The organism is uncultured Alsobacter sp., from assembly GCF_945952055.1.
Lineage (GTDB): Bacteria > Pseudomonadota > Alphaproteobacteria > Rhizobiales > Beijerinckiaceae > Alsobacter.
Genome location: NZ_CAMFHB010000060.1, coordinates 21,066 through 33,146, shown reverse-complemented (window position 1 = coordinate 33,146; position 12,081 = coordinate 21,066). Strand labels below are relative to the sequence as shown.

The 12,081-nt window shown below is 70.9% G+C and carries 10 protein-coding genes; 7 read left to right on the top strand and 3 right to left on the bottom strand.

The features are described from left to right. From infB to murJ, 4 genes are all read left to right on the top strand, one after another. A partial coding sequence (gene infB / locus Q0Q47_RS27755; RefSeq protein WP_293867840.1) for a translation initiation factor IF-2 occupies window positions 1–2,552 on the top strand: 2,552 nt, incomplete at its 5' end. 93 nt (window positions 2,553–2,645) lie between these two features. After that, window positions 2,646–3,068: a 30S ribosome-binding factor RbfA gene (gene rbfA / locus Q0Q47_RS27750; RefSeq protein ID WP_293867838.1), complete on the top strand. Its 423-nt coding sequence runs from the start codon at window positions 2,646–2,648 to the stop codon at window positions 3,066–3,068. 4 nt (window positions 3,069–3,072) lie between these two features. Further along, the gene (gene truB / locus Q0Q47_RS27745; RefSeq protein WP_293867836.1) at window positions 3,073–3,978 is read left to right on the top strand and encodes a tRNA pseudouridine(55) synthase TruB; all 906 of its coding nucleotides are present in this window, start codon (window positions 3,073–3,075) and stop codon (window positions 3,976–3,978) included. Between the two features lie 147 nt (window positions 3,979–4,125). After that, window positions 4,126–5,682 carry a murein biosynthesis integral membrane protein MurJ gene (gene murJ, locus Q0Q47_RS27740; protein ID WP_293867834.1) on the top strand — a complete coding sequence of 519 codons (1,557 nt, stop codon included), beginning with the start codon at window positions 4,126–4,128 and terminating at the stop codon, window positions 5,680–5,682. Here murJ and Q0Q47_RS27735 read toward each other — a convergent pair. Next, on the bottom strand, window positions 5,666–6,121 hold the full coding sequence (locus Q0Q47_RS27735) for a hypothetical protein (protein ID WP_293867832.1): 456 nt from the start codon (window positions 6,119–6,121) through the stop codon (window positions 5,666–5,668). The genes murJ and Q0Q47_RS27735 overlap by 17 nt on opposite strands. Window positions 6,122–6,289: 168 nt before the next feature. Between Q0Q47_RS27735 and trpS the strand changes: the two genes are divergently transcribed. From trpS to Q0Q47_RS27720, 3 genes are all read left to right on the top strand, one after another. Continuing rightward, window positions 6,290–7,330, top strand: a complete 1,041-nt coding sequence (gene trpS, locus Q0Q47_RS27730) for a tryptophan--tRNA ligase (RefSeq protein ID WP_293867830.1) — start codon at window positions 6,290–6,292, stop codon at window positions 7,328–7,330. A 190-nt stretch (window positions 7,331–7,520) separates the two neighbouring features. Further along, window positions 7,521–8,018, top strand: a complete 498-nt coding sequence (locus tag Q0Q47_RS27725; RefSeq protein ID WP_293867828.1) for a universal stress protein — start codon at window positions 7,521–7,523, stop codon at window positions 8,016–8,018. Window positions 8,019–8,066: 48 nt separating this feature from the next. Next, window positions 8,067–10,058 (top strand): nucleoside-diphosphate sugar epimerase/dehydratase, encoded by a 1,992-nt coding sequence (locus tag Q0Q47_RS27720; protein ID WP_293867826.1) that lies wholly within the window; start codon window positions 8,067–8,069, stop codon window positions 10,056–10,058. Here Q0Q47_RS27720 and Q0Q47_RS27715 read toward each other — a convergent pair. Further along, window positions 9,982–10,908 carry an NAD-dependent epimerase/dehydratase family protein gene (locus Q0Q47_RS27715; protein ID WP_293867824.1) on the bottom strand — a complete coding sequence of 309 codons (927 nt, stop codon included), beginning with the start codon at window positions 10,906–10,908 and terminating at the stop codon, window positions 9,982–9,984. The genes Q0Q47_RS27720 and Q0Q47_RS27715 overlap by 77 nt on opposite strands. Beyond that, window positions 10,905–11,945, bottom strand: a complete 1,041-nt coding sequence (locus tag Q0Q47_RS27710; RefSeq protein WP_293867822.1) for a glycosyl transferase — start codon at window positions 11,943–11,945, stop codon at window positions 10,905–10,907. The genes Q0Q47_RS27715 and Q0Q47_RS27710 overlap by 4 nt, the downstream gene beginning before the upstream one ends. Window positions 11,946–12,081 lie beyond the last annotated feature (136 nt).

Here is a 12,081-nt window from a genome sequence, read left to right as displayed (position 1 = left end):
CACCTGCCGCGCCCGCTCCGGCCGCTGCCGCTGCCGCGTCTGCGGCTCCCGCGCCGAAGCCGGCGCCTGCGCCGCTGCGTCCCGCGCCGACCCAGACGCCGTCCGGCCGTGCTCTGCCGCCGACCTCGGCGCCGTCGGGCCGCGCCCAGCCGCCGTCGCAGCCTTCGTCCCGTCCGGGTCAGGGTTCCGCGTCCTCGTCGCGCAATTCCGGCATGGTCCTGCGCACGCTGACCGAGGAGGAGCGCGACGCCCGCGCCATGGCGCTGGTGGAAGCCCGCCGCCGCGAGGAAGACGATCGCAAGCGTGCCGCCGTGGAGGCCCGCGAGCGGGCCGAGCGTGAGGCGCGCGAGAAGGTGGAGCGTGACGCCGCCGAAGCGCGCAAGCGCGAGGAAGAGGCCCGCCATCGCCGCGAGGAAGAGGTTCGCCGCAAGGCCGAGGACGAAGCCAAGCGCCGCCTGGGCGACCAGCCGACCGAGCAGCGCGTGCGTCCCACCCCGACCCCCGATCCGGCAGCCGCCGCCCGCCGTCCGCTCGGCGTGCGTCCCGCCGGCGTGCCGGCCGAGGAAGAGGAAGAGACCAAGCGCATCATTCGTCGGCCCGGCATGCCGACCAAGGTCATCACGCCGCCGAAGCCCGAGCGCACCCGCCCGGGCGACGAGAAGCGCCGTGGCCGCCTGACCGTCACCACGGCGACGGGTGACGACGAGGAGCGCACGCGCTCGGTGGCGGCCTTCCGCCGCCGCGTGCAGCGCATGAAGGGTCATGCCTCCAACGAGCCGAAGGAAAAGATCGCCCGCGAGGTGACGATCCCCGAGACGATCACCATCCAGGAGCTCGCCAACCGCATGGCCGAGCGCGCGGTGGACGTGATCCGCTTCCTCATGAAGCAGGGCCAGATGGTGAAGATCACCGACGTGATCGACGCCGACACGGCCCAGCTCGTGGCGGAGGAGTTCGGTCACACGGTGAAGCGCGTCGCCGAGTCGGACGTCGAAGAGGGTCTCTTCGACAACCCCGACGCCGAGGAGACGCTGCAGGCGCGGCCTCCGGTCGTCACGATCATGGGTCACGTCGACCACGGCAAGACGTCGCTGCTCGACGCCATCCGTCACGCCAACGTGGCGGGGGGCGAGGCCGGCGGCATCACGCAGCACATCGGCGCCTATCAGGTCGAGTCGCCGCTGGGCGGCAAGATCACCTTCATCGACACGCCCGGCCACGCGGCGTTCACCGCCATGCGCGCCCGCGGCGCCAAGGTGACGGACATCGTGGTGCTGGTGGTGGCGGCCGACGACGGCGTCATGCCGCAGACGATCGAGGCCATCAACCACGCCAAGGCGGCCAAGGTGCCGCTGATCGTGGCGATCAACAAGATCGACAAGCCCGACGCCAAGCCCGAGCGGGTCCGCACCGAGCTCCTCCAGTACGAGGTGCAGGTCGAATCCATGGGCGGCGAGACGCTGGAAGTCGAGGTCTCCGCGACAAAGAAGATCAACCTCGAGAAGCTGCTCGAGGCGATCTCCCTGCAGTCGGAAGTGCTCGACATCCGCGCCAACCCGGATCGTCCGGCCGAAGGCACGGTCATCGAGGCCAAGCTCGATCGCGGTCGTGGTCCGGTGGCCACCGTGCTGGTGCAGCGCGGCACGCTGAAGACGGGCGACATCGTGGTGGCGGGTTCGGAATGGGGCCGCGTGCGCGCCCTCGTGTCCGACCTCGGCGCCCAGGTCAGCCAGGCGGGTCCCTCCGTCCCGGTCGAGATCCTCGGCTTCAACGGTGCACCGGAGGCGGGCGACCGCGTCGCGGTGGTCGAGAACGAGGCCCGCGCCCGCGAGGTCACCGAGTATCGCCAGCGCCAGAAGCGCGAGCGTCAGGCGGCGCGTGCGGGCCTTGCCCGCGGCTCGCTGGCCGACATGATGAACCAGCTGAAGTCGACCGGCCGCAAGGAGTTCCCGCTCCTCGTGAAGGGCGACGTGCAGGGTTCGGTGGAAGCGATCTCCGGCGCGCTGGACAAGATCGGCAACGACGAGGTCGCGGCCCGCATCGTCCATGCAGGCGCCGGCGGCATCAACGAGAGCGACATCACCCTGGCCGAGGCCTCGGGTGCCGTCGTCATCGGCTTCAACGTGCGTGCCAACAAGGAAGCGCGCGAGGCGGCCGAGCGTGCCGGCGTCGAGATCCGCTACTACAACATCATCTACGACCTCGTGGATGACGTGAAGCAGGCCATGTCCGGCCTGCTCGCCCCGACGCTGCGCGAAGAGCGCCTCGGCGAGGCGCGGATCCTGCAGGTCTTCGCGGTGTCCAAGGTCGGCAAGGTGGCGGGCTGCCTCGTGCAGGACGGCCGTGTCGAGCGCGGCGCCAGCGTGCGCCTCATCCGCGACAACGTGGTCATCCACGAAGGCAAGCTCTCGACGCTCAAGCGCTTCAAGGACGAGGTCAAGGAAGTTCCCTCGGGCCAGGAATGCGGCATGGCCTTCGAGAACTACCAGGACATGCGCACGGGCGACATCATCGAGTGCTACCGGGTCGAAGAGGTCCGGCGTTCGCTCTAAGTCCAGGACGGGCCGCGCCAGTCGCGGCCCGTATTCCGTTCAACCTTCAAGACCAACGCCGCACCGGTCCGATCCCGGGCGGACGGTGAGACCATGAAACCCAGCAAGGACGACCGCAAAGGTCCCTCCCAGCGCCAGCTGCGCGTGGGAGAACTCGTGCGCCACGCCATGACCGAGCTGCTCGCCCGCGGCGACCTGCCGGAGCCGGTGTTCGCGCGCGCCTTCGTGACCATTCCCGAAGTGCGCATGAGCCCGGATCTCAAGATCGCGACCGTGTACGTGACGCTGCACGACAAGCGCGAGGAGACCGGGGTCCTGCGGGCGCTCGAGGCCAACCGCAAGATGCTGCGCACCGAGGTGGCCCATCGCGTCAACCTCAAGTTCGCGCCGGACCTCCGTTTCCGCGCCGACCGAGGGCTCGACGAGGCGGCACGCATCGACGCGCTGCTGCGCACGCCGGCCGTCCAGCGCGACCTGACGAAGCCCGACGACCTCTCCGACGAAGACGACGAGTGACCTCATGAATGCGCCGCGCCGGCACCGTGTCGACGTCAACGGATGGATCGTGCTCGACAAGCCCGTCGGCATGACCTCCACCCACGCGGTCTCGGCCGTGCGTCGGATCTTCAACGCCAAGAAGGCCGGCCATGCCGGCACGCTCGACCCGCTGGCCTCCGGGATCCTGCCGCTCGCCTTCGGCGAAGCGACGAAGACGGTGCCCTACGTCGTGGATGGCGAGAAGGCCTACACCTTCACCGTGAAGTGGGGCGTGGAGACCGACACCGACGACAGCGAGGGTCGCGCGGTGGGCACCAGCGAGGGCCGCCCGACCATCGCCGAGATCGAGGCGGCGCTGCCGCTGTTCATGGGCACCGTGATGCAGGTGCCGCCGCGCTACTCGGCCATCAAGGTGGACGGCGAGCGCGCCTACGACCTGGCCCGCGACGGCGAGGCCGTGGAACTCAAGGCCCGTCCGGTGGAGATCGAGGCGCTGCGCCTCGTGGCGCACGACGATGCCACCGCGACCTTCGAGGCCGAGTGTGGCAAGGGCACCTATGTGCGCGCCATCGCCCGCGACCTCGGGCGCCATCTCGGCTGCATGGGGCACGTCGTGGCCCTGCGGCGCACCCGCGTCGGACCGTTCTCGCTCGCCGACGCGGTGCCCTTCGCCGATCTCGAGGGCGCGCCGGAAAAGGCGCAGGAGTTCCTCGTGTCCGTCGAGGGGGGCCTGGTGGAGCTGCCCTGCGTGGTTCTGAACCGCGACGCCGCCACCCGCCTGCGCCGTGGCCAGTCCGTGATCCTGCGCGGCCGCGACGCGCCGGCCGAAGGCGCCGTCTACGGCACCTGCGGCGGCGTGGTCATCGCCGTCGGGCAGGTCGAGAAGGGCGAGTTCGTGCCCGTGCGGGTGTTCAACCTGCCGTTCTGAGGCTGCCGGCCCATGGGGTCTGCTACCCGCCGGTTGAGTCAGCCCGCTTCGGTTCACACGCGATACAACCGTCGCAAACATTCCCCGCAAACTGGTTGCACCCATCCGCGCCCCCGCTAGGGTCGGCGCGCAACCGGATCGCCCCGCATGCCTGAGACAAACCTCGTCCGATCGACCGCCGTGGTCAGTGCGGCGGCGGCGGGGTCGCGCGTGCTCGGCTTCGTGCGCGACGTGATGCTGGCGGCCCTGCTCGGCTCGGGGCCGGCCGCCGATGCCTTCGTCGTGGCGTTCCGGGTCCCGGGGCTCATCCGGCGCGTGGTCGGGGAGGGAGCGCTCAATGCAGGCTTCGTCCCCGTGGCACAGCGGCTGCGCCAGGAGCAAGGGCCGGAGGCGGCTCGTGTCTTCGCGGGGGAAGCCCTCTCGGTCGCCGCCTTGTGGCTGCTCGCGGCCACGGCCGTGATGGAAGTAGCGGCCGGTCTCGTCGTCCTCGCTCTCGCCGCGGGCTATGCGCAGGATCCGGTCCGCCTGGAACTGGCCACCGCCTATACCCGGCTGATGCTCCCCCTCCTGCCGGCGACCGTTCTCGCAGCGCTCGCCTCGGCGCTCCTCAACGCCCAGGGCCGGGTCCTCGCCGCCGCGCTCGCGCCGGTGACGGTCAACATCGTCCTGGTCGTCGTCCTCGGCGTCCTGATGCTCACCGGCCTGCCGCCCGACCGCCTCGGCCGCTGGGCCGCGCTGGCCGTGTCGGGGGCCGGGATCGTCCAGCTCCTCGCGCTCGTTCCGGCGATCGCGCGCCTGCCCGAACGGCCCCGCCTGTCCTGGCCCCGTCTGTCGCCGCCGGTCCGGCGCATGCTGGTCCTGGGCCTGCCGGGCCTGGCCGTGCTCGCCGCCTCGCAACTCGCCATCGTCGCGGCGACGCAGGCCGCCTCGTCGAGCCCCGCCTCGGTGGCGCGGCTGTATTATGCCGACCGCCTGTTCCAGCTGCCGCTCGGGTTCGTCGCCTCCGCATCCGGGGTGGTGCTCCTCCCCCTGCTCGTGCGGCTGCAGCGGGACGGCCGCGCCGCGGAGGCGCATGCGGCGCAGAACGAGGCGCTCGCGATCGCCCTCCTGCTGGCGCTGCCGGCGGCCGTGGGGCTTTGGGTGCTCTCCCAGCCGATCATCTCCATTCTGTTCGAGCGCGGTGCCTTCGGGCCGCAGGACGCCCGCAAAACGGCGGCGGCTTTGGCTGCCCTGGCCTGGGGTCTGCCGGCGGCGGCGCTCACGCGCATCCTCTCCCAGGCCTGGTTCGCGCGCGAGAGCCTGCGGTGGCCGCTGGTCGCGGCGCTGGTCGGCGTGGTCGTCGCCTACGGAGCGGCGGTCGCGTTGGAGCCCCGCTTCGGCGTCGCCGGCGTTGCCGCGGGCGTCAGCGCGGGGGCCTGGCTCAATGCCGGCCTGCTGGCCTTCGGCTCACTGCGGACGGACCTCTGGCGTCCGGACCGGAAGGTCCTGCAAAGGGCAAGCGCCGGCGCGGTGGGTGCGCTCGTGATGGGAGCCTGCGTGGTCGTGCTGGCCGGTCACTTTGCGGCCGCCCTCGCGCCCTCGGCTCACCTCCTCGTCCGGGCCTTGTCCCTTGCCGGCCTCTGCGGGGCCGGTGTCGTCGCCTACATGGGCGCCACGTATGTCCTGGGGGCCTTCACCCTGGCTGACCTCACCACCCGGAAGTAGCCGTGCCGTTCTCGTTGGCATGCGACGTCACGTCGATCCGGTACTGACAAAAGCCGGATGTCGAGGGCGGGCGTCGCAAGTCAGGCAACGGCGTGTGCCCCCGGCCTGCCGCCGATCTCATGTGCCACTGTCCCTCAGCCGTACAGTCGAGGATCCTGTGCTCGAAGTACGGGATGGCGCGCGGGTCGAGATCAAGGACGAGGCGGATGCCATCCACCTCGCTGATGTCGTCGTGCTGGAGGCCCATCTCACTTGGCGAAAAGGAAAGCCCGATCGCCAGGTCGAGAAACGGTTCCGTGTCCTTCGGGGTCTGGGTGGGAATCCACAGACACGCGAAATTCAACGGGTGTCCGTCGGATTTCAGGCGATCGGCATGCGTTCTCAAGACCTCCCGTGCTCCAGGCCCCAATGAAAACCCGGATGGAACCGGCAAGACCATGGGAAAACCTCCTCAGCTAGCATCGCCATCGTGCTCGCCGCGCTCGATATCCTAGCAGTACTCAAACCCGGTCGAGAGAGCTCGGATTCGCCCGCCGCTTGCGCCTTTCCGTCGCGCCTGACATAAACCGCGGCCTTCCGACGAAGGCGCCCTTCAGGAGTGATGACGATGACCGCCTTCCACCAGCGTGTCTTTTCCGGCGTTCAGCCGACAGGCAACCTGCATCTCGGCAACTATCTCGGGGCCGTGAAGCGCTTCGTGGCGCTGCAGCAGGACTATGAGTGCATCTATTGCGTGGTCGACATGCACGCGATCACCGTGGCGCAGGATCCGGCCGAGCTCACCGCCGCCATTCGCGAGGTGACCGCCGCCTTCGTGGCCTGCGGCATCGACCCCAAGAAGCACATCGTCTTCAACCAGAGCCAGGTGTCCGAGCACGCGGAACTCGCCTGGGTGTTCAACTGCGTCGCCCGCATCGGCTGGCTGAACCGCATGACCCAGTTCAAGGAGAAGGCCGGCAAGGACCGCGAGAACGCGTCCGTCGGGCTCTACTCCTACCCGAACCTGATGGCCGCCGACATTCTCGTCTACAAGGCGACGCACGTGCCCGTGGGCGAGGACCAGAAGCAGCACCTCGAGCTCGCCCGCGACATCGCGCAGAAGTTCAACAACGACTATGCCGAGGCGATCGCGGCGCGTGGCATTGCCGGCGGCGCGTTCTTCCCGCAGCCGGAGCCCCTGATCCAGGGCCCGGCGCCGCGGGTCATGAGCCTGCGCGACGGCACGAAGAAGATGTCCAAGTCGGACCCGTCCGACTACTCGCGCCTGACCTTCCGTGACGATGCCGACGCCATCGCCCAGAAGATCCGCAAGGCCAAGACCGACCCCGAGCCGCTGCCGAGCGAGGTCGAGGGCCTGGAGGGGCGGCCCGAGGCGGAAAACCTCGTGGTGATCTACTCGGCCCTGGCCGACGTGAGCCGCGAGAGCGTGCTGAAGGACTTCGGCGGCGCGCAGTTCTCGACGTTCAAGAACGCGCTCGTCGACCTCGCGGTCGCCCGTCTCGGCCCGATCAGCGCCGAGATGAAGAAGTTGCAGTCCGACCACGCCTATATCGACGCCATCCTGGCCGACGGGTCGGCCCGGGCCCGGGCCATCGCCAAGCCGGTGATGGACCAGGTGAAGGACATCGTCGGGTTCATCCGCAGCTGAGCGGAACGCGGTTCGGGGGCGAGCAGCGAATGGCGAGTAGCGAATAGGGAGCGGCCCGTTGCTGGGTTGCACCCTTCGCCACTCGCCACTCGTTCTTGGCCCGTCTCTCCCAAGTCCCGCGCCCACGCTTGCCCTGCCCGCGGCCGGCTGGCAGCATGAGGCCGGTTTTCTCCCGTTCCCGGAAAGCAGCATGACCGGAAAGCCGCGGCGCTCCTACGAGGCCGGCCATCGGCCGAAGCTTCTCGTCGTGGTGGACGACACCCCCGAGTGCGATCGCGCCGCGTACTACGCGGCCCGGCGCGCCATGCGAATCGGCGCCAACGTGGTCATGCTGGCGGTCGTCCCCCCGCCCGACTTCCAGGGCTGGCTCGGCGTCGGCGACGTCATGCAGGCCGAGGCGGAGGAGGAGGCGCGCCGGCGCCTCGACACGGTCGGTGCCCGCATCCGCGCCGTCGCCGGGCTCGATCCCGAGGCGGTGGTGCGGACGGGCGCGGCCTCGGAGGAGATCGTCGCCCTGATCGAGGAGGACGAGGACATCTCCCTGCTCGTGCTGGCGGCGGGAACCGACACCGACGGTCCCGGGCCGCTCGTGACCGCGCTCGCCGGCGGTGCGTCGGGAACCTTCGCGGTGCCGATCGCCATCGTGCCGGGCCAACTGGGCGAAGCCGAGATCGACGCGCTGTCGTGAAGCCTCGCTCGGGTTGACATCGCTCGTGGGCGGCATGATACCGCCGCGATGGCAGGGCTCCAGACACTGGCGAACTACAAGCGCACCGCGGTGATCGTCCACGACGTGGTGATGACCGCCGTCGCGCTCATCGCCGCGTTTCTCATGCGGTTCGAGCCAGGCGAGATCGCCCTGCGGCTTCCCTACCTGCCCCTGCTGCCGCTGTTCCTGGCGGTCGCCTCGTGCGTCTACTGGTATTTCGGGCTGTATCAGTCGCGCTGGCGCTTCGCCTCGCTGCCCGACCTGTCGAACATCGTAAAGTCGGCAACGGCCCTGGCGCTCGGCCTGCTGGTGCTCGACTACGTGCTCGTCACGCCGACGTTCTACGGCGCGTTCTTTTTCGGCAAGGTCTTCATTTTTCTCTACTGGCTCCTCCAGGTGTTCTGCCTGGGTGGGCCGAGGCTGGCCTATCGCTACCTGCGGTTTGTCCGGGCCCGCGACCTGGTGGCGCGCCGGGCGAGCGCGCCCGCGCTGATCGTGGGGCGCGGGTCGGAGGCTGAAATTGCCCTGCGCGCGATGGAGAACGGGCAGCTCGGGCGGTTCCATGCGGTGGGCATCGTCGCGACGCGCGACGCCGACCTCGGCCAGACGATCCGGTCGGTCCGGGTGGTGGGCAACGTCCTGGGCATCGAGACGGCCGTCGCCGACCTCGTGGAGCGGGGTGTCCCCGTGAAGCGCCTCATCGTGGCGCCTTCGGCGCTGGCGGCGGACAGCCATCCCGAGCAACTGCTCGCCGCCTCTCGCCGTCTCGGCATCCCGCTGCTGCGCTTCCAGACGCTCGAGGATGGCGGGGCGGCCGGAAGCGACGTGGCCCTGGCTCCCGTCGAGATCGAGGACCTGCTGCTGCGGCCGACGGTCGAGATCGAGCGCGCGCGCATCGAAACCCTGCTCCAGAGCCGGCGCGTGCTGGTCACGGGCGGCGGCGGATCCATCGGCAGCGAGCTGTGCCTGCGCATCGCGGCCTTCGGTGCCGCGGAGCTGGCGGTGGTCGAGAATTCCGAACCGGCGTTGCACCGGATCACCGAGGACCTGGCGCGGATCGGCAGCCACACGGTGGTGCACGGCATCATCGCCGACGTGCGCGACCGCAAGCGCATCGCACGCGTCTTCCAGACCTTCGCGCCGGACCTCGTGTTCCACGCGGCGGCGCTCAAGCACGTTCCCTATCTGGAGCAGGACTGGGACGAGGCGATCAAGACCAACGTGTTCGGCTCGGTGAACGTGCTGGAAGCCGCACGCCAGGTGGGGGCGCGCGCCGCGGTGATGATTTCCACCGACAAGGCGATCGAGCCCGTGTCGATGCTGGGCGCCACCAAGCGCTTCGCCGAGATGTATGCCCAGGCGCTCGACGCGGAGCATGCGCCCGGCAATCGCGAGGCGCCCCGGTTCGTGGCCGTGCGCTTCGGCAACGTGCTGGGCTCGAACGGATCGGTCGTGCCGAAGTTCAAGCAGCAGATCGCGCTGGGCGGCCCGGTGACCGTCACCCACCCCGACATGGTCCGCTACTTCATGACCGTCCGCGAGGCTGCGGAGCTGGTGCTCACCGCGGCTTCGCACGCCGATGCCGACATGCGCGGCGCGGCGGGAACCGCACAGGACCGTCCGTCCGTCTACGTGCTGAAGATGGGCCAGCCGATGCGGATCCTCGATCTCGCGGAGCGCATGATCCGGCTGGCGGGCTTCGAGCCGGGCAGCGACATCGAGATCGTCTTCACCGGGGTGCGGCCCGGCGAGCGCATGCACGAGATCCTCTTCGGCAAGGAGGAGCCGACCGTCGAGACCGGCGTCGGCGGCGTGATGGCGGCCAAGCCCTTCTTCGCCGACCGCGAGCGCATCGAGACCTGGCTGGCGCGGCTGTCCGCCGCCCTCGACGCGGAGGACCGGGCCGCCGCCGAGGCGGTCCTGATCGACGCGGTGCCGGAACTCAACCGCGATCAGACCGCAGCCAGCGCTCCACCCCCTCCGGCGTCGAGCGTGCCGGCGGCCGCCAGCCAAGGCTGAGCAGACGCGTCGGATCGGCCTCGAGGGGGCCGGCAATGCGCTCCCACAGGTCGGCCTTTCCCAGCGCAGCGGCGGCCGTGGCCATGACGGCCGGCGGCAGCGGCAGCATCATCGGCGACCGCCCCATCCCGCGGCGCATGGCGGCCAGGAACTCGGCAAGCGACGTCGGCGACGGATCGGCCGCGATCAGCGGCCCGCGCACCGGCTCCGGCCGGTCGAGCAGCAGGCGGACGGCGTCGACGAGATTGTCCAGCGCCAGGAAGGCCCGCGGCGCGGTGAGGCTCGCGAAGGGCAGGGGTACCGGCAGCCTGGCGAGCCTGAGCAGCGTTCCCACGTTGCCCCGCACGCCGGGTCCGTAGACGACGACCGGCCGCAACGCGACGCAGGCGAGATCGAGGCCCGCCAGCGCCTCCTCGGCGGTGAGCTTCGATCGGCCATAGGCGTCGGTGGGCGCCGGTGGCGTGTCCTCCGTCAGGCGCCCGGGGGCCGTGGGGCCGGACTGGGCCCGGATCGACGACAGGAACACGAAGCGCCCGACGCGTCCGGCCGCGGCGCGTGCCAGCTCCAGGGTCGCGTCCCGGTTCACACGCTCGTAGAGCGCGTCCGGCAGGCCCGGTCCCGCATGGGCGATGCCCGCGGAGTGGATGACCGCGTCCACCCCCGCCAGGGCATCGGTCCAGTCCATGGGCGCGGCGAGATCCGCCGTGACCGTCTCCGCCACGCCGGGGAGGCGGCCGGGAGCCCGCATGGCAGCCCTGACGGTCCATCCGTCGGCGGCCAGCGAGGCCGCGAGCGCCCGGCCGATGAAGCCGCCGGCTCCCGTCAGCAGGATGCGGCCGCGGGTCGTCACGGGCCGGCCCGTCGCTGGCCGAAATGCGCGAGGATGGCGCCCACCGATGCGACCGCGACCAGGACGCCGAGGGCGCCGCGGGCAGGGGTCCAGGCCAGCGCGAGAATGATCGCGGCACCCGCCAGCGTGAGGTTCAGCAGGGCGATGCGGCCGATGACCTCCATGACGGTGAGGCCGTGGCTCGTCGCTTGTTGGTAATAGTGCGAGCGGTGCGCCTCCCACACTTTCTCGCCGCGCAAGGCGCGCCGGGTAAGCGTGATGGTGGCGTCCGCCGCGTAGTAGAGGGGCAGGATCACGGCCGCGACGAGGTGCCCGTCGCCGCCCAGGCGGATCAGGGCATAGGCGGCGAGCAGCCCGATCGGCAGGCTGCCGACGTCGCCCAGGAAGACGCGGGCGACGGGTCGGTTGAGAGGCGCAAAACCCAGGAGCGCGCCTCCCAGGCTCGCGGCGACCAGCCCGGCCGCGAGCGGCGCGGCGCCCGCGGCGGCCAGCAGCGCGATGGCGCCGCACAGGGGCGCGAAGCCGGCCACCGTCATCCAGTCGAGGCCATCCATGAAGTTGGTGAGGTTCACGAACCACAGCACGGCGACGACCAGCAACGCGCGTTCGGCCATGGCCGGCAGCAGGTCGGGGAACAGCCTGACCGTGTCCGGCAGAGCCAGGACCGTCGCCGCGACCGCCAACGCCTGCACGCCGAGGCGCGGCAGGGCGGCCAGCGGCCGGATGTCGTCCCACGCGCCCAGCAGGGCCAGGGCGCTCGCCGCGGCCGCCAGCACGCTCAGGGACTGGACCTCGGCCGTCGGGATGCCCGGCGCCAGGGTCAGGAGGAGCGTGGCGACGATGGCCACCCCGGCGACCGCGATGCCTCCGCCCTGGGGCGTGGGGACGCGGTGGCTCGACCGCGCATTGGGCCTGGCGAGCGCGTAGCGGCGCAGGACCGGGAGCAGCAGGGGCAGGGCCGCGGCCGTCACGGCCGCGCAGAGCGCGGCGATCAGACCCAGGGGCAGGGCGCCCCGCAGGGCTTCGAAGCTCGGCATCGGTGACTGGCGCTGGAGACGGGCGGCCTCCGTATAGCCGGGGCCGTCGCACCACGCCAGCGCCGGGACGGGTCGGGAGTCCACCCGGGAGGCCAAGCTTAGGCCCGAAATCGCCGGCGAGTGTGTGCGCGACGTC

What these genes read in the sequence shown, in the direction of transcription:
- Q0Q47_RS27725 (WP_293867828.1), top strand. Translation starts at nt 7,521, where the DNA reads ATGACCGGAAAGCCGCGGCGCTCCTACGAGGCCGGCCATCGGCCGAAG.
- Q0Q47_RS27735 (WP_293867832.1), bottom strand. Translation starts at nt 6,121, where the DNA reads ATGGTCTTGCCGGTTCCATCCGGGTTTTCATTGGGGCCTGGAGCACGG.
- trpS (WP_293867830.1), top strand. Translation starts at nt 6,290, where the DNA reads ATGACCGCCTTCCACCAGCGTGTCTTTTCCGGCGTTCAGCCGACAGGC.
- murJ (WP_293867834.1), top strand. Translation starts at nt 4,126, where the DNA reads ATGCCTGAGACAAACCTCGTCCGATCGACCGCCGTGGTCAGTGCGGCG.
- rbfA (WP_293867838.1), top strand. Translation starts at nt 2,646, where the DNA reads ATGAAACCCAGCAAGGACGACCGCAAAGGTCCCTCCCAGCGCCAGCTG.
- Q0Q47_RS27710 (WP_293867822.1), bottom strand. Translation starts at nt 11,945, where the DNA reads ATGCCGAGCTTCGAAGCCCTGCGGGGCGCCCTGCCCCTGGGTCTGATC.
- truB (WP_293867836.1), top strand. Translation starts at nt 3,073, where the DNA reads ATGAATGCGCCGCGCCGGCACCGTGTCGACGTCAACGGATGGATCGTG.
- Q0Q47_RS27720 (WP_293867826.1), top strand. Translation starts at nt 8,067, where the DNA reads ATGGCAGGGCTCCAGACACTGGCGAACTACAAGCGCACCGCGGTGATC.